Here is a 22,663-nt window from a genome sequence, read left to right on the forward strand (position 1 = left end):
CCTATTCCGCGGGGGCGATGCCGGGCAGCCGCACCCGCAGCCGCTTCACGCGGCGCGGATCGGCATCGACCACTTCAAATTCAACGCCGCTCTCGGCCACGATCACTTCGCCCCGCGCGGGCACCCGCCCGATCTCGGTCACGACAAGCCCGCCGAGCGTGTCGATCTCGGCATGTTCCTCGTCATTGCCGAGCCGCATGCCGATTTCAGCCTCGAAATCGCTCAGCGGCGCGCGCGCCTGAACGATCCATTGACCGGGCTTTTCGAGCTTCCAGATCCCGTCCTCTTCCTCGTCGTGCTCGTCCTCGATCTCGCCGATCACCTGTTCGATCAGGTCTTCGAGCGTCACAAGCCCGTCCACGCCGCCATATTCGTCGATCACCAGCGCCATATGGATGCGCTGCACCTGCATTTTCTGCAGCAGCACGCCAATCGGCATCGAGGGGGGCACGTAAAGGAGCGGGCGCAACAGCTTGCGCAGCGAGAACCGGCCCGAGCCCGCGCCAAATCCCCAGCCAAGCGCGAGGTCTTTCAGGTGCACAAGGCCCACGGGCGTGTCGAGCGTGTCCTTGAACACCGGCAAGCGCGAATAGCCCTGCGTGCGAAACACCTCGACGAGTTCATCGCGCGGGGTGGTGACGGGCACGGCGATGATTTCCGGCTTCGGCACGGCAACATCGCCCACCCGCATCTTGCGCAGGTTGCCAAGCCCCGGCAGGCCCACGGTATTGGCGGCAGGCGGCGTATTGGCCGCGGTCAGCGCCTCACCCTCGCCATGCGTTCCGCCCAGCGCGCCAAAAATGCGGCCAAACAGTCCCCAGGATTGTGTTTCGGAGGAATGCGGCTCAAGCGACCGCTCCGAAGAGGGGGGCTCCGAGCTACTGTCGCCGGCTTCGGGGTCCGAAGCGGGCACTGCGGCGGAATCGCTTCCGTCTGCGACTTGTCCCATCATACCTTTCCAAATGGAGCGGCACTGCCGCTAAAGCTCATAGGGGTTTGCCACCCCCAGAGTGGCCAAGATACGCACTTCGCAGGCTTCCATCAACTGCGCGTCTGCGTCGCGGATGTGATCGTAGCCCAGAAGATGCAGCACGCCATGTATCACCAGATGTGTGACATGTTCGTGAACACTCTTGCCCGCCGCCTCGGCTTCACGCGCACAGGTCTCGTAAGCGAGCGCAATATCGCCCAGAGAATCACGTTCCCCCGGCGCAAAAGGCTCCGGGAACCAGGGCTCGCCCCCATCCTCCTCGGCGGCCAGATCCTGCGCGGGCCAGCTCAGCACATTGGTGGGTGTGGGCTTGCCGCGAAAATCGGCATTGAGCACGGCGATGCGCGCATCGTCGCAGCCAAGCAGGCTGATTTCCCATTCCTCCGCCACCAGCTCCTGATCCAGAAGCGTGGCGCGGGCCGCGCGTTCGCAAAGGCCCGGAAGGTCAAGCGCCTCCCAGGCCGGTGCTTCGATCAGGCAATCAACCAGCAGGTCCGTCATCGGCGCGGTCATAAGCGTCGATGATGCGCGCCACAAGGGGGTGGCGCACCACGTCGGCGGCGGTGAAGTAATTGAAGGCGATGCCCTTCACGCCAGCAAGGATGCGCTCGGCATCGGCCAGCCCCGAGGCGGTGCCGCGCGGCAGGTCGATCTGGGTGCGGTCCCCGGTGATCACCATCCGGCTCCCCTGCCCCAGACGGGTGAGGAACATCTTCATCTGCATCGTCGTGGCGTTTTGCGCCTCGTCCAGCACCACGAAGGCATTGGCCAGCGTGCGGCCGCGCATGAAGGCCAGCGGCGCAATCTCGATGCGCTTTTCCTCCATCAGCTTGGCGAGCTGCTTGGAGGGCAAAAAGTCGTTCAGCGCGTCGTAAAGCGGCTGCATGTAGGGATCGACCTTCTCCTTCATGTCGCCGGGCAGGAAGCCGAGCCGCTCGCCCGCCTCCACCGCCGGACGGGAGAGGATGATCTTGTCGACATGCCCGCCAATCAGCATCGTCACGCCCACCGCCACCGCCAGATAGGTCTTGCCGGTGCCTGCCGGGCCGATGCCGAAGGCCAGCTCATTCTCGAACAGCGCGCGCACATAGGCTTTTTGCGCATCGGTGCGCGGCTCGATCTGCTTTTTGCGGGTGCGGATCTCGTATTTGCCCGCCGCAAACATCTCGAGCTGTTCGTCGACGGAAACCCCGTCATGGCCGAGGTCGGACATGCGGATCGCGCCGTCGATCTCGCCCGCGTCGATCGCCTTGCCCTGTTCGAGGCGCGCATAAAGCGTGTTGAGCACCGCCGCCGCCTGAGACTGTGCCTCAGGCGTGCCGACGATGGCCAACTGGTTGCCCCGTCGCAGGATATGCACCGACATCTTGTGTTCGATCTGCGCGAGATTGCGGTCAAATTCTCCGCAAAGGTCGATCAGCAGGCGGTTGTCGGGATACTCAAGAAGCGTTTCATAAGCAACCTGAGTGCTCGGCGGGGGTGAGATCGCGCTGAAGCCCAAATACGTCTCCCTGGCTCGTGTGGTAAAGATATGGTGCACCCCACCCCGGTTTCACGCAAGAGATGGTTTGCCCTCAGATCATAGACCGATACTAAATTCATCTTTACGTCACGAAAGAGGCCGTGCAAAGCGCTGCACGGCCTCTTTGATGAAATATTGTGCGGCTGCCAGATTTCCGCTCAGAGCGGATCGGGCACGGGCGAGCCCGCCTTGAACGGGCCGACCACGGTATTGGCCGGGCCCGCGCCCGAGCAGATCGGCTTGCCGTAATCATCGACGCGCGCGGTCATGTATCCTTCGACCCCATCGTCGATGATCCAGTGGTCGCAGCCCTCCGGGTCGATCCAGACACCGGCCTGCATCGACGAGAGCGGGTGAGAGTTGATGCCGCGATCATAGGATTTGTCGGGGCCGACATCGTCGCAGGCGGCAAGACCGGCAGCGGCAAGGCCGAGCAGCAGGAGTTTCGTGGCCTTCATGGTCGCCCCCCTCATTTCACGCAGATGACTTCGACACGGCGGTTCTGCGCCATGCCCGCAGCGGTGGCGTTGGTCGCCTTCGGCATCCGCTCGCCATACCAGTTCACCGCAAGCACCGGCGCGCCCACCGATTGCGCCACGCTCGCAACCGCCTCGGCACGGCCTTTGGAGAGGCGCATGTTGTATTCATCCGAGGCGCGGCTGTCGGTGTGACCGGTGATGATGAAGCTGCGCGCCTGTGCGGTGCGGAAGAAGTTTTCCAGATAAGCGCGGCCAGAGGCCGTCACGCGGCTGCTGTCGGTGGCAAAAAGCGTATCCGTTTGCAGCACGCCGCACACGTCGCGGTGGCAAACCGGGCGGCCGTCACGGGTCTTGCGGGCATCCATGTAGCCCTCGGCGCCGTCATCCATCGCCCAATGTTCACAGCCATCGGGGTCGATCCAGATCCCCGGAATATAGGTCTCGTCGGCCGCGGCCGAAACCAGCGAACCCGCCAGTACCAGGGCTGCTGCGCCCAGGCGCAATGCGGCCGGTTTCACTCCTCGGATCACTCTCGTCATCGCCGCAAGGCCTCCTCGAATGCATGCATCGCTCTGGCGGATTTCCGCCGAGCGTAATCTCGCCAATAGCGCTCAGAGTAACAAAATATTGCGACAAGGAAAGAGGCTTTCCCTGCTTATTGTGTTGCCTTCAGGAACAAAGCGCCCGCAGATGACCCCCCGCGCGCAAGACCGGAAACAGTTGCGCCACAATCATGCCGCAGTGCGGGGCCATGCGAAGCCGCCGCGCCAGCGCCGCTCAGGCCAGAACACCGGCGAGCGAATTCGGCCCCGCAGCGGTGATTCTCACCTGCGCCAAGGTGCCCGGCCCGATCCCCTCGGCGCTGACATGAACGGCGTGCAGGTAATCCGACTTGCCGCCCCATTGCCCGGCCATCCGGCCCGGCTTCTCGAACAGCACGCCCACGGTGCGCCCGACCATGCTTTCCTGCGCGGCGCGCTGCTGGGTGGTGATCAGCGCCTGAAGCTCTTGCAGCCGCGCATCGGCCACCTCGGAGGGCACCCCCTCCCGGTGCGCGGCAGGCGTGCCCGGACGCGGCGAATATTTGAACGAGAAGGCCGCGCCAAACCCCACTGCACGGATCAGATCAAGGCTCGCTTGATGGTCCGCATCGCTCTCGCCCGGGAAACCCGCGATGAAATCGGACGAGAGCATGATATCGGGGCGCGCGGCCCGAATCCGCTCGATCAGCCGCAAATACTCTTCGGCGGTGTGCTTGCGGTTCATCGCCTTGAGCACCCGGTCCGAGCCCGATTGCACCGGCAAATGCAGATAGGGCATCAGTTTCGGTTCCGCGCCATGCGCCTCGATCAGGTCATCGGCCATGTCATTGGGGTGCGAGGTGGTGTAGCGGATCCGCTCCAGCCCGTCGATGCGGGCGAGCGCGCGCACGAGCCGCCCGAGGCCCCACGCGCCCCCCTGCCCCTCGCCATGATAGCCATTGACGTTCTGGCCAAGCAGTGTGATCTCGCGCACGCCCTTCGCCACCAGCTTTTCCGCCTCCGACAAAATCCGCGCCACCGGGCGCGAGATCTCTGCGCCGCGCGTATAGGGCACCACGCAGAAGGCACAAAATTTGTCGCAGCCTTCCTGCACCGTCAAAAAGGCGGTGGGGCGCGCCGGCACCGGGCGCTCGGGCAGCAGATCAAACTTGTCTTCGGCGGGGAATTCCGTGTCGACGGGCTGTTCGCCCGCTTCCGCCGCCTTCACCATCGCGGGCAGGCGATGATAATTCTGCGAGCCGACGACCAGATCGACCAGCGGCATCCGCGCGAGGATCTCCGCGCCCTCGGCCTGCGCCACGCAGCCCGCAACGCCGATTTTCAGATCCGGTTTCGCCTCCTTGAAGGGGCGCAAGCGGCCAAGATCGGAATAGACCTTCTCGGCCGCCTTCTCGCGGATGTGGCAGGTGTTGAGCAACACAAGATCGGCCTCTTCCACCGTCTCGGTGAGCACATAGCCCTCCGCGCCCATCGCCTCGGCCATGCGCTCGCTGTCATAGACGTTCATCTGACAGCCATAGGTCTTGATATAGAGCTTTTTGGGCTCGGCGGGCGCTTGGGTCATGGGGCTCTCCGTGATCGCGTTCCGATACCGCAAACGGCCCGCAGCCGCAAGTTTGCCGCGCCCCCAAAGCCCCGGCAGAGGCATCTGAGACCGATTTCGTCGCTTGCGCTCAAAGCTCAGAGGACCGGCAACCGGGCCAGAGCATGGCCGCGCCGCTCAAAACCACTGGCCGGGCTCCATCAGCCCCAGATCCATCAATTGCTGCCCGGTCCAGGAAAACGGCACCGAATTGTGCCAGACGAAACTCTCGATGTCATAGGTCGAGCCCGGGTTGCGCTTGAGCGCCTTGGCGACCCGGAAAGAGGCAATCGCCGCGGTCATGTTGTTGTGCCATGGGCAAGCGTAGGTGTTGAGCTCTTCGTCGCTCAGCGTGTGATCGGGGCGCAGCATGAGCCCCGGCGCGGTGCGAAAGAGCGCGATCCGGTCGATCTTGCGCCTGTTTTCGGGGATGTGCTCATCAAACCGCCAGCGCAGGCCGCCATGAAAATCAAGCTGGCGTTCCCGCGGGTGGCCATGATGTGCCGGATCGGGGCGGCCCAGCGCATAATAGCCCGCGCGGTCGAGCATCGCCTCGTCGCGGTTCACCCCGTCAGGGTTGCGGGCGAGATCGGGGGCGTAAAGGTCGATCACATAGCTCAGCATCGAAAACCGCCGCTCCTCGCTCTGGAACGCCAGCAACTCGCGCACATTGCGGTGCTCGCAGAACGGGTAGAACAGATATTCGGCGTTGAAGCAGTAATAGAACCAGACCCCGGGCGGCGCCGCGGCGATGAGCGGGTTGACGGCCCCGGTGAGCGCATCGGGGCGGTGCATGCTCCACGGAATGCGGTGGATCTGCGCGCTCACATCCTCGGGCAGCACCAGCGCCTCGGGCGCATAGACGATCAGCGTGCGGAACCCCGCCGCGAGGTGATGGCGGATCGTGCTCTCCACCTCGACCAGATCCTCGACCAGCACGATCGCCACCGGCCCCCGTGCGAGCGTGACCTTCGCCGAGGTCAGGAATGCGCTTTGTGAAAGATAATCCATGCCTGACGCGATCTGCCGTTTGCGGCACTTTTGCCAAACCCCGGGGGGATTGCAAGCATGAGCCGCCCGGAGCGGGCCTCAGCAGGCGATCAGACCACGGGCACGAAACACCGCGCGCGCCGCCTCGGCCTCATCCGGGCTGGGCGTGGGCGTATCGGAAAGCTGATAGGCGGTGCCGACCCCGGCCCATTTCGCGCGGCCAAGCTGATGGAACGGCAGCACCTCGACCAGTTCCACGCTCGGCCCGAGGCTTGCAACGTAATCGGCCATCCGCGCCACCTCATCGGCGCCATCGGTCCAGCCGGGCACGAGCACGTAGCGGATGCGCATCTTCTTGCCAAGCCGCACCATCCGCGCGGCGCAATCGAGCGTGGGTTGCAGCGCCTGCGCGGTGAGCGCCTGATGGCGCTCCGGGTCGATATGCTTGACGTCGAGCATCACAAGGTCGATCGGGTCGAACCAGTCATCGGCCACCCGCGCATGCAGATGGCCCTGCGTGTCGAGCGCCACATGAAGCCCAAGGCGCGCCTTGATCTCACGCGCGGTGGCGTTGACAAACTCGGCCTGCATCATCGGCTCGCCGCCCGAAAACGTCACCCCGCCCGCGAATTTCAGAAAGCTCGCAAGCGGCGCCACCTCGGCGAGCAGATCCTCCACCGAGACCTCGCGCCCGTTGTGCAGCTTCCAGGTGTCGGGGTTGTGGCAATAAAGGCAGCGGAACTGGCACCCGGAGAGAAAGAACACAAAGCGCATGCCCGGCCCATCCACCGCCGCGCCCGATTCCAGCGAATGCAGGAAGCCGTGGCAGGCGGCGGCATGGGGCGCACAAAGCGGCGGTTCGATCCTGGCCCGGGGCAGCTCGAAGGTCATCGCGCCCTCACATGCTGGCGTGGAAGGTACGCGAGATCACATCCAGCTGCTGGTCGCGGGTGAGCTTGACGAAGTTCACCGCATAGCCCGAGACGCGCACGGTCAGCTGCGGATAGGCCTCGGGGTGGGCCATCGCATCCTCAAGCGTTTCGCGGCGCAGCATGTTGACGTTCACATGAAAACCGCCCGCATGGCAGAAGCCGTCAAGACAATTGGCAAGGTTCGTCACCTGCTCGGCCTCGGTATGGCCCATCGAGTCGGGCGTTGCACTCGCAGTCCAGGAAATGCCGTCGAGCGCATAGTCATAGGGGAGCTTCGCCACCGAGGCGCCCGCCGCAACAAAGCCCTTCTTGTCGCGCCCGTTCATCGGATTGGCGCCGGGGGCAAAGGGCGCGCCCGCGCGCCGGCCATCCGGCGTGTTGCCGGTTTTCTTGCCATAGACCACGTTCGAGGTGATCGTCAGGATCGACTGCGTCGGCGTGGCGCCCCGGTAGAAATGCGGCTGGGAGGCCACTTTCTTCATGAAAGTCTCGGTCAGCCAGACGGCGATCTCGTCCACCCGATCGTCGTTGTTGCCAAAGGCCGGATAATCGCCCTCGATCTCGTAATCGGTGGCGAGCCCCGCCGCGTTGCGGATCACTTTCACCTTGGCGTGCTTGATCGCCGAGAGGCTGTCGGCGACGATCGAGAGCCCGGCGATGCCACAGGCCATGGTGCGCAGGATGTCGCGGTCATGCAGCGCCATCTCGATCCGCTCATAAGCGTATTTGTCGTGCATGTAGTGAATGGCGTTGAGCGCCTTCACATAGGTCTTGGCGAGCCAGTCCATCGAAAGGTCGAACTTCGCCATCACCTCGTCATAGTCGAGCACCTCCGCCGTGATCGGCGTGAGCCCCTTTGCCACCAGCGCGCCGGACTTTTCGTCCACACCGCCGTTGATCGCGTAAAGGAGCGCTTTGGCAAGGTTCGCCCGCGCGCCGAAGAACTGCATTTGCTTGCCGATCCGCATGGCGGAGACGCAGCAGGCGATGCCGTAATCGTCGCCCCATTTCGGGCGCATCAGGTCATCGTTCTCATACTGGATCGCGGACGTGTCTTTCGAGACCCTGGCACAGAAATCCTTGAAGCCGCGCGGCAGGCCAACCGACCAAAGCACGGTCAGGTTCGGCTCGGGCGCCGGGCCGAGGTTGTAAAGCGTCTGCAGCACCCGGAACGAGGTTTTGGACACAAGCGTGCGCCCGTCTTCGCCCATGCCGCCGATGGCCTCGGTGACCCAGGTCGGGTCGCCCGAGAAGAGCGCGTCATAATCGGGCGTGCGCAAAAAGCGGATGATGCGCAGCTTGATGACAAGATCGTCGATCAGCTCTTGCGCCTGCGCCTCGGTAAGCCGGCCTGCGGCAAGGTCGCGCTCAAAATAGATGTCGAGGAAGGTCGAGACCCGCCCCAAAGACATCGCCGCGCCGTTTTGTTCCTTCACCGCAGCGAGATAGCCAAAATAGGTGGCCTGCACCGCCTCGCGCGCCGTCACCGCGGGGGCAGAGAGATCGACACCGTATTTCAGCGCCATTTCGCGCAGTTCTTCGAGCGCGCGAAACTGTTCGGAAAGCTCCTCGCGCAGCCGCAACGTGGCCTCGTCAAACACCGCATCGTCAAGCGCGTGGAACTCGGCCTGTTTTGCGGCTTTGAGCCGGTCGATCCCGTAAAGGGCAACGCGGCGATAATCGCCAATGATCCGGCCCCGGCCATAGGCGTCGGGCAGCCCGGTGATCACGCCCGATTTGCGCGCCGCGAGAATGTCGGGCGAATAGGTGTCGAACACGCCCTGATTGTGGCTTTTGCGATATTTGGTCCAGATTTCGGCCACGGTCGCATCGGGGTCAAAGCCATAGGCCTTGAGCCCGGCCTCAACCATGCGCAGCCCGCCATTGGGCATGATCGCGCGTTTGAGCGGCGCATCGGTTTGCAGGCCCACGATCAGCTCGTTCGCGCGGTCGATATAGCCCGCGTCATGGGCGGTAATGCTGGAGGGCCGATCCGCCGACACATCGAGCACGCCCTTTTCGCGCTCAAGCTTCAGAAGCGCGGCAATATCAGCCCAAAGCTTTGTGGTGCGCGCGGTCGGGCCCGCAAGGAACGCCGCATCGCCTTCATAAGGCGTGTAATTTTCCTGGATGAAGCCGCGCAGGTCGATCATTTCGCGCCACGCGCCCGCAGAAAAACCCTCCCACGGATCAATCAGCGGACGGTTGATCGAGGTTTCGGTGAAGGCATTCATGGGGCAGTCCTTTCCCGTAGGCGCGTGCGCCTGTCATCGGCCTGAACGGTCAGCGTGAGGGGATCGCTCCAAATGAGCAGTTCGTGGCGAGAGGCTCGTAACAGCGCGGTGGGAGGGACCACCCGATGCCTGAGTGAACACCGAAACAGGGTCTGATGGCAATCTGCGATATCCAGTTATCAGAAATATAATTCTTTTATTTTCAATTGCTTGCCACTAGACGCGGGGCGGCATTGACGCAACGGAATGACAATAATCTTACCAATTCTGACGATTACGTGAAAGAATGAACCGGGTCGGAATTTTCTTTTGCGCGCAAGCCCCCGCGCGCCAGATCCTTGCGCGTCGGATGCGCGAGCCTGATCCCTCAAAGACAGTGGCGGGGCCGGGCGGGAGCGCATATGATTTGCGCGGGAGACGCGCGCAAAGCGCGGCAGGAGAGCCGTCCGGGGATGACGAAGATATTGATTGTCGACGACGATCCGGATCTGCGCGATCTGGTGCGATACGAGCTTGAGGGCCACGGCTTCGAGGTCGTCGAGGCCGCTTGCGCCGCCGAGGTCGCGCCCGCGCTCAGCCCCGTGCCGCCCGATCTGATCTTGCTTGATCTGCGCCTGCCCGATCAGGACGGGCTGGCGGTGGCGGGGCGGCTGCGCGCCACCTCCACGATCCCGATCATCATGCTCAGCGGGCTTGGCGGCGATGTGGACCGGATCGTCGGGCTGGAGATGGGGGCGGATGATTATGTCGTCAAACCCTGCAACCCGCGCGAGCTGGTGGCGCGGATCAAGGCCGTCTTGCGGCGCACCGGCGCGGCACCCGGGCCGCTGGAGCGGGCCGACCACGACCGGCGCAGTTTTGCGGGCTGGGTGATCGACCTTTCGGCCCGCAGCCTTGAAACGCCGGCGGGCCAGCCCGTCGCCCTGACGAATGCCGAGTTTCTGCTGCTAGAGGCCTTCGTGCGGGCGCCGCGCTGCGTGCTCAGCCGCGATCAGCTTCTGGAGCGCACCCGCTCGGATGGCGGCGAGGTGTTTGACCGCACCATCGACGTGCTGATCCTGCGGCTGCGCCGCAAGATCGAGCCCAACCCGCGCGCACCGCAACTCATCCGCACCGAGCGCGGCGCGGGCTATGTGCTCGATGCAGAGGTGCGCCGGCTCTGATCCTCAAGGCTGAGCCGCACCGCCGCCGCCAGCACCTCTTCGGGCACGGGCTTGCGCAGAAGGTTTGGCAGATCCGCCCCCGCCCTGCCGGGCGCACCCGAGGTGAAGAGCACCGCAAGATCGGGGCGGAGCGCACGGGCGCGGGCGGCGAGGCTCTGACCATCGAGGCCGGGCATCGCGAGATCGGTATAGAGCAGGTCAATCTCCGGGATCTCGCGCAACAGATCGAGCGCGGTTGCGCCATCGGGCGCAGTGACAACCGCATGCCCCATGGCGCGCAACTGATCGGCGGTAATCTCGAGCAGATCGGCATCATCATCCACCGCGAGGATGCAGGCCTCGCCCGGCGCGGGCGCAAGCACAACGGGCGCGCGCTCGGGGCTTACGGGAAGCTGCAAGGTGACCTTGGTGCCGGCACCGGGGCTGCTCTCCAGCGTGACGGTGCCGCCCGATTGCTGCACGAAGCCATAGACCATCGAGAGCCCGAGCCCGCTCCCCTTGCCCACGGGTTTCGTGGTGAAAAAGGGTTCAAACACCTGCGCGGCAATCTCGGGCGGGATGCCCGCGCCGGTATCGGCGACGCTCAGCTCCACAAACCCCGGCCCGGCGGGGCGCGTGGTGATGGTGATCTCGCCCGCCCCCTCCATCGCATCGCGCGCATTCACCGCAAGGTTCATCAGCGCATTCTCCAGCTGGCCCGGATCAACGCGCACCATGGGCAGATCTGCCGCCAGATCCGTCACAAGCCGCACCCCGGAGCCAAGGCTCGCCTGCAACAGATCGGCCATGCCCCGCACCAGCGCATCAAGCGCGACATCCTCGGGGTCGAGCCGCTGGCGGCGGGAAAAGGTGAGCAGCCGGTTGATCAGCGCGGCGCCGCGATTGGCCGCCGAGAGCCCCCGCGCAGCGCGGGCCTGCAGGGCGGGCGCATCGGCAAGCTCGCGCTGCAAAATATTGAAATTGCCGATGATCACCGCAAGGATATTGTTGAAATCATGCGCAATTCCCCCGGTGAGCTGGCCCACCGTCTCCAGCTTCTGGGCATGCAGCAACTGGCTTTGGGTGGCCCGCGCCTCGGTCACATCCATGTGGATCGTGGCAAAGCCCGCCTGCGGGATCGGGTTCGAGCGCATCTCGAGCACCCGCCCCTCGGGGAAGCGCAGCTCGATCCGCTCGGAGAGGGTCAGACGGCTATGCGAGAGCGCGTCGAGATCGAGCACCGCGCCATCGGGGCCAAAAGCCTCGGCGCCGCGCGCAGCAAGGAGCCGGTTGATCGTCTCGATCGACGGCGCGCCCGAGACCTCGGCCTCGGAAAAGCCATGCAGGCGCAGATATTGCGGGTTGAAGGCCACAAGGCGGCGGTCACGGTCAAACACCGAAAACCCGTCTTTCATCGTTTCGAAAGTGGTCAAAAGCTGGTTCGAGCGTTCGGCAAGTTCGCGGTCGAGCTTTTCCACCTGGGCCGAATTTTCGCGAAAGACCACAAAGGCGCGGGCCAGATCGCCGATCTCGTCGCGCCGGGTCGCGCCGGGCACTTCGGTCTCACGCTCGCCCGCGGCCAGCCGCGTCATCGCGCGGGTGACGCCCGCGAGGTTGCGGCTCAGCGGCCGGATCACGAGGAGATAGGAGACCCCCCCGGCCATCAGGATCACGGCGAGCGCCACTGCGGTAAACTGGGTGGTGCGGGCAAGGATCGTGTCGCGCAGCTCCTGCGTCACCTCGGCGGTGGTGCGGCTGGCGCTGAGCACGCGCCGATCGACCGCGGCTTTCAGATCGGCGGCCCGGGCGGCGGCCGCCCCCAAGGCCCCCTCGGCCCGGTCCCGCGCGGCGATCTCGGCGCCTTGCAGCGCAAAAAGCCCCCCGGGCCCGGTCTGGTCGCGGTAAAGCGCCAGCGCGGCGCGGAATTCCGGCACCAACCCGGCGGGAAGCGCCGCCGCGGTGCTTTCCAGCGCGCCGAGGGTGCGCAAGAACGCACCGCGGTTTTCGTCGAGCGTTGCCGTCTCGCGCGCGGTGGTGGCCAGAAGCAGCTCCGAGGTGGCCCGCGCGGTGAGCCGTTCGGCGGCCAGAAGCGGCGCCTGACTTTGCACGGCGGTGCGGTAAATCTCCGGCTCGGGCAGCGTCTCGCCTGCGGTGATCGCGCCCACCGCGAGGATCGAGGGGCCGATGATCTGGCGGATCGCATCCTCTTGTGCGAGCATGCGCGCGCGCTCCACCTCGCGCGCAGCGGCCACGGCACGCAGCGTCTCCAGCGCTTCGCGCAGCGCGCTGAGCCGCTCTGCCAGTGCCGCGGAGAGCGCGAGGATCTCGCCGCTGTCCCAGCCCGCCTCGGAAGGGCCGGTGCGCAGCGCCGCCACTTGCTCGGCAAAGGCCGCGAGGTCGTCCTCAACGGCGCGTTGTGCCTCGATCAGCGCCGCCTCGGTGCCCGCCGCGGCAAGGCTCGCGCCGCGCTGCTGCAGCCGGTCCCCGATCCGCGCGAGCCGCAAGGCGGCGGCCATTGCAGGCACATCGCGCCCGGTCACCGTTTCCGCCGCCGTGCCGATCTGGTCGAGCGCGCGGATCGCGGCAAGGCCCGCAAGCCCCATCGCCACCGTCGAAAGCGCAACGATCAGCAACAGCCGCCCCTGAATACCCCATCCGGTCATTGCGGATCGGCCTCCAGCCCCATCGCCTCGCGATAATGGCGCCGCTGGCTGGCGCGGCCGAGCCGGTCGGTGATCCGGTCCCACTCCGCCGCGGCCGCCTGCAGCGCCGCCTCGGGCGCGAGCTCGCCCGCCAGCACGGCGCCGATGCGGGCGTCAAGCGCCGCCATATAGGCCGGATATCCGGGCAGGCGCAGATCCTGCGCCGCGAGGGGCGCATCAAGGCTCTCGCGCAAAACGGTGAGGTAACTCGCCCCGGCCTCCTCTCCCATCAGCGCCGCCCATCCGGCACGATCTTCAAGCTGCGCCGTGCGGTAGGGGTTGAAGCCGGACGCACCCGACATCACATCGCGCGCCGCACGCTCGGGCGCGGCCATGAAGGCAATGAAGCGCCATGCGGCCTCGGGCTGCGCAGCCGCGCGCGGCACCGCCGCGATCCAGCCGCCAAAGGCCAGAAACGGCACCCGCCGGGGCGCGGCGAGCCGGTCCCATGCCCGGGTTTGCGGGTTCCAGACCTCATCGGCACCGGGCAGGGCAAAAAAGCCCACCCGGTCTGCCACGTTCGAGGTCGCCGGATCAGTGGCCAGCACGCCGATATCGGACCAGTCGAGCGCCATCGCCCCCTGCCCCGCCGCAAAGGCAGAGCGCACCCCATGGCTGGAAAGCGGGCCGGTTTCCGCCTCTCCGCTCGTCACGGCGGCCAGATAATCCTGCAGCGCACGCAGCCAGGCGGGGTTGTCGATCTCGGGCGCCATCGTCTCGGGATCAAAGAAGAAATATCCCGGATGGTCGGGATGGGCGGTATAGGCGGCGGCGTGGCTGAAGAGCGACCAGAGCCGCTGGCCATTCGCCGCCGAAGCCTCAAGCGTGCCTGCAAGCGCATGGCCCTCCCCGTCCTTGCGGCCCTGAAAAAAAGCGGCAATGCGAGCATAATCGGCCCATGTGGCGGGCGGCGCGAGCGGCCCCCCGGTGGCGGCGACATACGCCGCGCGGGTGGCCGGATCGGAGAACAGATCGCGTCGATAGGCCCCCATATGCAGATCGCCATCAAGGCTTATCGCCATCCAGTGCCCGCGCCAGCGCATCTGCCGGTCGCGGTAGGCCGGATGAATGCCCTGCACCAGCGGGCTTTGCACCAGCGCCTCGGGCACCGGCTGCAGGTAAGGGGCAAAATCCGGCAGCCAGTCCGCCGGGAAGATCAGCACATCGGCGGGCGGGCGCCCGGTCACGAAGCCGATCATGATCTCGCCATAAAGCGCATCGAACGGTCGGGTCTCGACCGTGACCGCCTGCCCGGTCGCCTGCGCATACTCCGCCCCATGCGCGCGGGCGGGCCCGGCAATCGGCCCGCCATCACGGGTCAGCACCGCAAGCGGCCCCGCCTCCGCCTGCAGCGCCGCCAGCACCAGTATTACAATTGTTACAATCCGCATCACGATCTCGGACATACTCCGTTCATCTGGCCCCGGTCTTTTCCTCCCATGAGCATCGCACAGAGCGAGCCGAGGAGGAACCGTGATACCCTTGACCAGCGAACTCGTGGCGATCGGCAAGACGGCCAGCGACAAGGCCGATGCGATCGCGCAGGCGGTTGACCTGCTCACCGCCGCCGGAAAGATCGACCCGCGTTACGGCGCGAGCATGATGGGCCGCGAGGCGGTGGCCAACACGTTCCTTGGCAACGGAATCGCGATCCCGCATGGCCTGCCGAAGGACCGTGACCTGATCCTTGAGACCGCGATTGCCGTGGTGCAACTGCCGGCGGGCGTTGATTGGGGTCCGGGGGACCGGGCCCGGCTCGTGGTGGCGATTGCCGCGAAATCCGATGAGCACCTGCAGGTGCTCTCCAACCTGACCGATGTGCTTGGCGATCCCGCCGAGGCCGACCGGCTGGCGACGACAACCGACCCAGAGGTGATCGTGGCGCGGCTGACCGGGGCGGAGCCGCCCGCGGCGGCCCCCGCGGCAGAAGATTTTGCGCAGGGCTTTGACGTGGTGATCCCCGGCGCGCACGGCCTTCATGCCCGCCCGGCCACCGCGCTTGTCGAGATCGCCAAAGGCTTTGAGGCCGAGATCCGCCTGCGCCATGGCGCCAAGAGCGCCAATGCGAAAAGCCTGATTTCCCTTCTCAATCTCGGCGCTGCCCAAGGGGCCGCGCTGCATGTGAGCGCCGAAGGCCCGGATGCGGAGGCTGCGCTGAGCGCGCTTGCCGCCGCCTTTGCGGCGGGGCTTGAAGACGACGAAGATGCCGGTGCCGTGGCCTCCGACGCCGCGGCTCCCGGTTTGACGGGGGCAGTGGCTGCCCCGAGCGATTATGACGGCCGCCTCCTCCCCGGCGTGTCCTCCTCGCCCGGCTTTGCCATTGCTCCCGTCTTCCGGTTTGCGCGCGACGAGGTGACTTTCGCCAAGGATGCCAAAGATCCGGCGGCAGAGCGCAGCCGGCTGGATGCGGCACTGAAAACCGCCTGGCAACAGCTTGAGGAGCTGCATGACGAGGTCTGGAAGAAATCCGGCCCGACGCGGGCAGCAATCTTCCGGGCGCATCAGGAATTCCTCGAAGACCCGGAAATGCGCAGCGCCGCCGAGGCGGGCATTGCCGAGGGGCGCACCGCCGCCTTCGCCTGGCATGCCGCCTATAGCGCGCGCGCCGATATGCTGGCTGCGATGAAAGATGCCGTGCTTGCAGGCCGCGCCATTGATCTGCGCGATGCCGGGCTGCGGGTGCTGCAGGAACTGGGCGAGGTGAAAGCGGCCGAGGCGCATCTGCCGAGCGATCCGTGCATTCTCGTGGCCGAGGATCTGACGCCCTCCGACACCGCGCGGCTCGACCCGGCGCTGGTGCGCGGGCTGTGCACCGCCGCGGGCGGGCCGACCTCGCATACCTCGATCATCGCGCGGGCGCTCGACATTCCCGCCGTGGTGGGCGCGGGCGCTGCGGTGCTCGATCTGCCCGGCGGCACTGCCGCGCTTCTGGATGGGGCGGCGGGGGTGCTGGTGGCCAACCCCTCTGCAGCCGATATCGCCAAGGCCGAGGCCGCGATCACGGCGCGCGCCGCCGAACGCGAGACCGAGGCGCGCGAGCGCTTCAAACCCGCGCTGAGCCCCGATGGTGCGCGTGTCGAAGTGGTGGCGAATATCTCCGACGTGGCCGAGGCCGAGGCCGCGGTGGCGGCGGGCGCCGAGGGCGTGGGCCTTTTGCGCACCGAATTCCTGTTCGTCAACCGCGAGGCGCCGCCAAGCGAAGACGAGCAGGTGGAGATCTATGCCGCGATGATCGCGGCGCTGAACGGTCTGCCGATCATCATCCGCACGCTCGATGTGGGCGGCGACAAGGAGATCCCCTATCTGCGCATGCCGGTGGAGGAAAACCCGTTCCTCGGGCTGCGCGGCATCCGCTTCTGCCTCGCGCATGAAGACCTGTTCCGCACCCAGTTGCGCGCGATCTTCCGCGCGGCGGAGAAGGGGCCGGTGCGGATCATGTTCCCGATGATCGCGATGGTCTCGGAGCTGGAGGCCGCCTTGCGCATTGCCGAGGCGGTGCGGGCCGAGATTGGCGCCGCGCCGGTCGAGATGGGGATCATGATCGAGATCCCCTCGGCGGTGATGATGGCGCCCGAACTCGCCAGACAGGTCGATTTCTTCTCGATCGGCACCAATGACCTGACGCAATATGCCCTTGCCATGGACCGGATGCATCCGGTGCTGGCCAAGCAAGCAGACGGGCTGCACCCGGCGGTGTTGCGCCTGATCGACCAGACCGTGCGCGCCGCCGATGCGGCGGGCATCTGGGTGGGCGCCTGTGGCGGCATCGCGGGCGATCCCTTCGGCGCACGCATCCTCTCGGGCCTCGGCGTGAAGGAACTCAGCGTCTCGATCCCCTCGGTGGCGGGCGTGAAGGCGGTGCTGCGCCGGGTGCCGATGGCCGAAAATCAGGCCTTGGCGGCGCGCGCGCTTGTCTGTGCCGATGCCGCCACCGTGCGCAAGCTGGGCTGAGGGGCGATCATGCAACCGACCATCGCCACCCTCACCCTCAACGCCGCGATCGACCAGACCGTGACCGTGCCGGGCTTCACCCTTGATGCGGTCAACCGGGTGGAAGCGGTGCAGCTTGATGCGGGCGGCAAGGGGATCAATGTCGCCTCCTTCCTCGCCCATTTCGGCCATGCCACCGCCGCCGCCGGGCTTTTGGGCCGCGCCAATGACGCGCTGTTCGCGCAGCATTTCGCACAAGCCGGCATGCTTGATGCCTGCACCCGCTGCGACGGCGCGACCCGCACCAATGTGAAGATCGTCGACCCGGCCCAGGATCAGGTGACCGATCTCAACTTTCCCGGCGTCACCGCCAGCGCTGCCGATCTGGCCTCCGTCACGGAAACGCTGGCGCGGTTGACCGCGCGCGGGCTCGTCTGGCTCGGGCTGTGCGGCAGCCTGCCTGCGGGGCTTGGCGCCGACACCTATGCCCGGCTGATCACCGAAGCCCATGCCAAGGGGGTGAAGGTCGCGCTTGACACTTCGGGCGCGGCGCTGGGCCCGGCCCTCGCCGCGCGCCCCGATATCGTCAAGCCCAATGCCGATGAGCTTGGCGCCTATCTGGGCCGCGCGCTGACCACCCCCGAGGCGGTGCTTGAGGCTGCGCGGGAGTTGGTGGCGCAGGGCATCGGGCTCGTCGCCGTTTCGATGGGGGCGGGAGGCGCCGTGCTCGTGCGCGGCACCGGGGCGGTGCATGCCCGCCCGCCGCGGATTGCCGTCGCCTCCACCGTGGGGGCGGGCGATGCGATGGTGGCCGGGTTGATCCATGCCGCCACGCTTGGCCTCGATCTGGCCGCAACGGCGCGCATTGCCACCGCTTTCTCGCTTGGTGCGCTGGGCGAGATCGGCCCGCGCCTGCCCGAACGCGCGCGCATCGAAGAGCTTGCGCATGCTGTCGAAATCACCGCGCTCGGCTGAGCCCCGCGCGACATCCGGGAGGACCCCATGTCAAAGATCGTCGCCGTGACGGCCTGCCCCACAGGCATCGCGCATACCCATATGGCCGCCGAGGCGCTCAGCGCCACCGCAGCCCAGAAAGGCCACGAAATCCGCGTCGAGCGGCAATCGTCCCAAGGCGTCGAGCACGCGCTCGCCCCCGCCGAGATTGCCGCCGCCGATGTCGTGATGATCGCCGCCGATATCCATGTCGACGAAGCCCGCTTCGCCGCAAAACCCGTTTACCGGACCACGCCGGGCCGCGCCATCACCAGAACGGCGGCAGAACTCGACGCGGCTCTGGCTTTGCAAGGAGAGGAGACTTCGCAAATGGTAGCCCAGACAGGTGGCCCGACAGGCGGATTGAAGGTGGTGGCCATCACCTCTTGCCCCACCGGCATCGCTCACACTTTCATGGCGGCCGATGCCCTGAAAAAAGCCGCCGCCGCGCGCGGATGGGAGATTGCCGTCGAGACGCAGGGCTCGGTCGGCTCGCAAAACACGCTGAGCGATGCGCAGGTTGCGGGCGCAGATCTCGTGGTGATCGCGGCCGATACCCATGTGGATGACGCGCGCTTTGCCGGCAAAAAAGTCTACAAGACCTCGGTTGGCGCCGCGGTGAAAGGCGCCGCCACTGTGCTCGACACGGCTGTGGCCGAGGGCGAGGTGCTGGGCCAGAGCCTTGCCGAAACCGTCGACGCGCTCAAAGCCAAGCGCGCGGCGGGCCGCACCGGCCCCTATCAGCACCTGCTCACGGGCGTTTCCTTCATGCTGCCGCTGGTGGTGGCGGGGGGCTTGCTCATCGCGCTGTCCTTCGTTTTCGGGATCAAGGCGTTCGAGCAGGAAGGCACGCTTGCCGCGGCGCTGATGGCGATTGGCGGCGGCGCGGCCTTCAAGCTGATGGTGCCGGTGCTCGCGGGCTATATCGCCTATTCGATCGCCGACCGTCCCGGCCTCACCCCCGGCCTGATCGGCGGCATGCTGGCCGTGAACCTGAACGCGGGCTTCCTTGGCGGGATCGTCGCGGGCTTCCTTGCGGGCTATGTGGCGCGCTGGCTGCGCGATGCGATCAAGCTGCCGCGGGTGCTTGAGGGGCTCAAGCCGGTGCTGATCCTGCCGCTGCTCTCCACGCTCGTCACCGGGCTCGTGATGGTTTACATCGTCGGGGAGCCGGTGGCGGCGATCCTTGCCGCGATGACCTCCTTCCTGCAGGGCCTCGGCACGACCAACGCCGTGGTGCTGGGGCTCATTCTCGGCGGCATGATGGCCGTTGACATGGGCGGGCCGATCAACAAGGCGGCCTATACGTTCGCCGTGGGCCTGCTGACAACCGACACCTACGCACCGATGGCCGCCGTGATGGCCGCCGGCATGACGCCGCCGCTCGGGCTCGCGCTGGCAACCTTTGTGGCAAAAAACCGCTTCACCCCCGAAGAGCGCGAAGCCGGTGGCGCCGCCGCGGTGCTGGGGCTCTCCTTCATCACCGAAGGCGCGATCCCCTTTGCGGCCAAGGACCCGGCCCGCGTGATCCCCTCGATCATCGTTGGTTCGGCGGTGGCGGGTGCGCTCTCGATGGGCCTTGGCTGCCAGCTCATGGCGCCCCATGGCGGGATCTTCGTGCTGGCGATCCCGAATGCGGTCACCCATCTCGCCGCCTATGCAGGCGCCGTGGTGGCGGGCACGCTGGTGACGACCGCGCTTCTCGTCGCGCTGAAAAAGCCGGTGAGCGCAGGTGCCATGGCGTCGGTCGCAAACGCCTGACGCAGCCGCGTTGAAACTGAAAAGATCGGCGCGCGGTTTCCCCGCGCGCCGATTGTCATTTCAGATTGCTCAGATGTCTTTCATCAGCCGCAGCGCATCATGGATCGCGGCATGGGTGTTGCGCGCGCTCACCGCATCGCCGATGCGGTAAAGCGCAAAACGGCCCGCGGGGTTTTGCGCCCCGACCTGCGGGAGCCCTGCGATCAGCGCGTCGTAATCCACTGCACCAAGGTTTTGCGACAGCGGCTTGAGCGCGAAATAAAGATCATCGAGCGGCATCGTGCCGTAATTGACGATCACCTGATCATAGGTCTTTTCCGCCACCAGATCGCTGTAATCGGTGCCGATGCGCGCGCTGAGCCTGTTGCCCGCGCGGCTCACCCCCAAAAGCCGCTGTGCCACGGTAAAGGTGACATCGAGCGGTTGCAGCGCGCGCATATAGGGCACGAGGTTCATCGCCATGATGTCGGGGGCAAAGATGCGGTCCGGCGTCATCACCTCGACTTTTGCGCCCGCCCGCGCCGCCACCTCGGCGGCCATCAGCCCCGGATGATCGCCGCTTTCATCATAGATCAGCACCTCGCGGCCCGGCTTCACATCGCCCGCGATGATATCCCAGGTGGAGACGACAAGGCCCTGCTCCTCCTTGGTTTCGAAAAGCGTCAGGTTTGGCAGCCCGCCGGTGGCAATCACCACCACATCGGGATCAAGGGCGGTCACGTCCTCCGCCTCGGCCCAGGTGTTGAAGCGGAACGCCACATCGCGCGCGGCGCATTGCGCCATGCGCCAGTCGATGATCGAGAGCATTTCGCGGCGGCGCGGGTTTTGCGCGCAAAGCCGCACCTGCCCGCCCGGATCGGGCTGCGCCTCGAGCACGGTCACCTCATGGCCGCGCTCGGCGGCCACGCGGGCGGCCTCAAGCCCGCCCGGACCGGCGCCGACCACCACCACCTTCTTGCGCACCGCGGCGGGGGCAACCACATGCGGCAGCGTTTCCTCGCGCCCGGTCGCGGCATTGTGGATGCAAAGCGCAGGACCGCCCGCATAGATCCGGTCCAGGCAATAGGTGGCGCCGACGCAGGGGCGGATTTCATCCTCCCGCCCCTCGATGATCTTGCGCACGATATGCGGGTCCGCCATATGCGCGCGCGTCATCCCCACCATGTCGAGAAGCCCCGCCGCAACGGCATGGCGCGCCGTTGCCACATCGGGGATGCGCGCGGCGTGGAAGGTGGGCATGCCGGTTGCCGCCCGCACCTGCCCGGCGAAATCAAGATGCGGCGCGGCCCGCATCCCCTGCACCGGAATCAGGTCGGTCATGGCCGGGTCGGAATGGATCCGCCCCCGCACCACATTGAGAAAATCGACCTGCCCCGAGGCGGCAAGGCGCTTGGAGATCTCGATCCCCTCGGTCGCGGTGATGCCCCCCTGTTGCGCCTCATCCGCCGTATAGCGCAGGCCCACGATGAACGCCGCGCCCACCCGCGCGCGGATCGCACCGAGCACATCCATCAAAAGCTGCATCCGGCTCTCAAGGCTTTGCCCGCCGTAACGCCCCTCCAGATCATTCGTCAGCGGCGACCAGAACTGATCGAGCAGATGGCCGTAGACCTCCAGCTCGATCCCGTCCATGCCGCCCGCCTGCATCCGCTCGGCGGCATCGGCGAAATCATTGATGATGCGGGCAATATCCCAATCTTCGGCGAGCTTCGGAAAGGCCCGATGCGCCGGTTCGCGGTGCTTGGAGGAGGAAACCGAGGGCAGCCAGTCCCCCTTCGCCCAGGTGGTGCGGCGGCCCAGATGGGTGAGCTGGATCATCGCCGCGCAGCCATGTTCGTGCAGCGCATCGGTGAGGCGGCGCACCCATGGCACCACCTCGTCGCGGTAGGCCAGCACATTGTTGAAAACGGGCGGGCTGTCGCGCGAGACCGCCGCCGAACCCGCCGTCATGGCAAGCGCCACCCCCGCTTTTGCACGCTCGGCGTGATAGGCGATGTAGCGCTCTTTCGGCATGCCGTCTTCCGGGTAGGCGGGTTCATGGCTCGTCGTCATGATCCGGTTGCGCAGCGTCAGATGCTTGAGTTGGTAGGGTTGCAAGAGCGGATCGTTGGACATGGGCACCTCCTGAGAATGGCACAGGATTGCGAGAAATGTTCACTTGTGTCAAGTATGGGTTCACATGTGTCCATTTCCTTGCAAAGGCGCCGGGCCGCCGCTAGAGTGGCGCCATGACGGAAAAGGAAGATCCAACAGGCGGTTGGCGCGGCTCGCGCGAGGTGTGGCTTGCCGCGGCGCGGGAGGCATTTGTCGAAACCGGGCTTGAGGCGGTGAAAATCCAGCCGCTGGCGCAGCGGCTCGGCCTCGCCCGCACCTCGTTTTACTGGTTCTTTTCAGATCGCGCGGCGCTTCTGGAGGCGCTGCTTGCGGATTGGGAAGAGCGCAATACCGGCGCGCTGATCGGCGCGACCGGGGCCTATGCGGCGACGTTGCAGGAGGCCGCGCTGAACCTGATTGCCATTTTTCTTGACGACGGGCCGTTTTCGGCCGGGTTCGAGCGCGCGGTGCGCGGCTGGGCGCATGGCGATGGGGCGGTGGCCGCGCGGGTGCAGGCCGCCGATGCCGCGCGGCTCGGCGCCATCACCGCGATGTTCGCGCGCTTTGGCATCGCGCCAGTGGAGGCCGATGTGCGCGCGCGCAACGCCTATCTGGTGCAGATCGGCTATATCTCGATGCAGCTTGCCGAGCCCTTCGAGGAGCGGCTGACCCGGATCCCCGATTACGTCAAGATCTACACCGGCACCGCCCCCACCACGGCGGAAATGGCCCGGTTCAGGGCGGCACGGCGCCCCGCAGGCTGAGGGCC

General features: G+C 66.3%; 17 protein-coding genes. 5 read left to right on the plus strand and 12 right to left on the minus strand.

The window, feature by feature from the left end; translation table 11 throughout:
• Position 1: 1 nt before the first annotated feature.
• The 9 genes from ACFSM0_RS03720 to pflB all read right to left on the minus strand — a co-directional run bounded on the left by ACFSM0_RS03720 (position 2) and on the right by pflB (position 9,272).
• On the minus strand, positions 2 to 949 hold the full coding sequence (locus ACFSM0_RS03720; RefSeq protein WP_377387363.1) for a transporter associated domain-containing protein: 948 nt from the start codon (positions 947 to 949) through the stop codon (positions 2 to 4).
• A 30-nt stretch (positions 950 to 979) separates the two neighbouring features.
• A complete protein-coding gene (gene ybeY, locus ACFSM0_RS03725; RefSeq protein ID WP_377387366.1) occupies positions 980 to 1,492 on the minus strand; it encodes an rRNA maturation RNase YbeY in 513 nt (170 codons plus the stop codon).
• Positions 1,473 to 2,492 carry a PhoH family protein gene (locus tag ACFSM0_RS03730; RefSeq protein WP_377387369.1) on the minus strand — a complete coding sequence of 340 codons (1,020 nt, stop codon included), beginning with the start codon at positions 2,490 to 2,492 and terminating at the stop codon, positions 1,473 to 1,475. Before ACFSM0_RS03730 ends, ybeY begins: the two co-directional genes overlap by 20 nt.
• 179 nt (positions 2,493 to 2,671) lie before the next feature.
• Complete coding sequence (locus tag ACFSM0_RS03735) at positions 2,672 to 2,971, minus strand: hypothetical protein (RefSeq protein ID WP_377387372.1); 300 nt, start codon at positions 2,969 to 2,971, stop codon at positions 2,672 to 2,674.
• 11 nt (positions 2,972 to 2,982) lie between these two features.
• Positions 2,983 to 3,531: an OmpA family protein gene (locus ACFSM0_RS03740; RefSeq protein ID WP_377387375.1), complete on the minus strand. Its 549-nt coding sequence runs from the start codon at positions 3,529 to 3,531 to the stop codon at positions 2,983 to 2,985.
• 238 nt (positions 3,532 to 3,769) lie between these two features.
• Entirely contained in the window at positions 3,770 to 5,098 is a 1,329-nt protein-coding gene (gene miaB, locus ACFSM0_RS03745) for a tRNA (N6-isopentenyl adenosine(37)-C2)-methylthiotransferase MiaB (protein WP_377387378.1), read from the minus strand.
• Positions 5,099 to 5,254: 156 nt separating this feature from the next.
• On the minus strand, positions 5,255 to 6,127 hold the full coding sequence (locus tag ACFSM0_RS03750) for a glycosyltransferase family protein (protein ID WP_377387381.1): 873 nt from the start codon (positions 6,125 to 6,127) through the stop codon (positions 5,255 to 5,257).
• A gap of 78 nt (positions 6,128 to 6,205) precedes the next feature.
• Positions 6,206 to 6,997 carry a pyruvate formate-lyase-activating protein gene (gene pflA, locus ACFSM0_RS03755; protein ID WP_377387384.1) on the minus strand — a complete coding sequence of 264 codons (792 nt, stop codon included), beginning with the start codon at positions 6,995 to 6,997 and terminating at the stop codon, positions 6,206 to 6,208.
• Between the two features lie 7 nt (positions 6,998 to 7,004).
• Positions 7,005 to 9,272, minus strand: a complete 2,268-nt coding sequence (gene pflB, locus ACFSM0_RS03760; protein WP_377387387.1) for a formate C-acetyltransferase — start codon at positions 9,270 to 9,272, stop codon at positions 7,005 to 7,007.
• Positions 9,273 to 9,724: 452 nt separating this feature from the next.
• Here pflB and ACFSM0_RS03765 point away from each other — a divergent pair, with 452 nt between their 5' ends.
• Entirely contained in the window at positions 9,725 to 10,435 is a 711-nt protein-coding gene (locus ACFSM0_RS03765; protein ID WP_377387391.1) for a response regulator, read from the plus strand.
• Here the strand turns inward: ACFSM0_RS03765 and ACFSM0_RS03770 are convergent.
• Positions 10,402 to 13,077, minus strand: coding sequence for an ATP-binding protein (locus ACFSM0_RS03770; RefSeq protein ID WP_377387394.1), 2,676 nt, complete (start codon positions 13,075 to 13,077; stop codon positions 10,402 to 10,404). The genes ACFSM0_RS03765 and ACFSM0_RS03770 overlap by 34 nt on opposite strands.
• The gene (locus ACFSM0_RS03775) at positions 13,074 to 14,522 is read right to left on the minus strand and encodes an ABC transporter substrate-binding protein (protein ID WP_377387397.1); all 1,449 of its coding nucleotides are present in this window, start codon (positions 14,520 to 14,522) and stop codon (positions 13,074 to 13,076) included. Before ACFSM0_RS03775 ends, ACFSM0_RS03770 begins: the two co-directional genes overlap by 4 nt.
• Before the next feature lie 67 nt (positions 14,523 to 14,589).
• Here ACFSM0_RS03775 and ptsP point away from each other — a divergent pair, with 67 nt between their 5' ends.
• Genes ptsP through ACFSM0_RS03790 form a run of 3 tightly spaced genes read left to right on the plus strand, consistent with a single transcriptional unit; the run spans position 14,590 to position 19,800 of the window.
• A complete protein-coding gene (gene ptsP, locus ACFSM0_RS03780; protein ID WP_377387400.1) occupies positions 14,590 to 17,067 on the plus strand; it encodes a phosphoenolpyruvate--protein phosphotransferase in 2,478 nt (825 codons plus the stop codon).
• 9 nt (positions 17,068 to 17,076) lie between these two features.
• Positions 17,077 to 18,021, plus strand: a complete 945-nt coding sequence (gene pfkB / locus ACFSM0_RS03785; protein WP_377387403.1) for a 1-phosphofructokinase — start codon at positions 17,077 to 17,079, stop codon at positions 18,019 to 18,021.
• A gap of 27 nt (positions 18,022 to 18,048) precedes the next feature.
• The gene (locus tag ACFSM0_RS03790) at positions 18,049 to 19,800 is read left to right on the plus strand and encodes a PTS fructose-like transporter subunit IIB (protein WP_377387406.1); all 1,752 of its coding nucleotides are present in this window, start codon (positions 18,049 to 18,051) and stop codon (positions 19,798 to 19,800) included.
• A gap of 69 nt (positions 19,801 to 19,869) precedes the next feature.
• Here ACFSM0_RS03790 and ACFSM0_RS03795 read toward each other — a convergent pair whose 3' ends face one another.
• The gene (locus tag ACFSM0_RS03795) at positions 19,870 to 21,915 is read right to left on the minus strand and encodes an oxidoreductase (protein WP_377387409.1); all 2,046 of its coding nucleotides are present in this window, start codon (positions 21,913 to 21,915) and stop codon (positions 19,870 to 19,872) included.
• Between the two features lie 113 nt (positions 21,916 to 22,028).
• Between ACFSM0_RS03795 and ACFSM0_RS03800 the strand changes: the two genes are divergently transcribed.
• Positions 22,029 to 22,658 carry a TetR/AcrR family transcriptional regulator gene (locus tag ACFSM0_RS03800; protein WP_377387412.1) on the plus strand — a complete coding sequence of 210 codons (630 nt, stop codon included), beginning with the start codon at positions 22,029 to 22,031 and terminating at the stop codon, positions 22,656 to 22,658.
• Positions 22,659 to 22,663: the final 5 nt, after the last annotated feature.

The organism is Rhodobacter lacus, assembly GCF_042683065.1.
GTDB lineage: Bacteria > Pseudomonadota > Alphaproteobacteria > Rhodobacterales > Rhodobacteraceae > Rhodobacter > Rhodobacter lacus.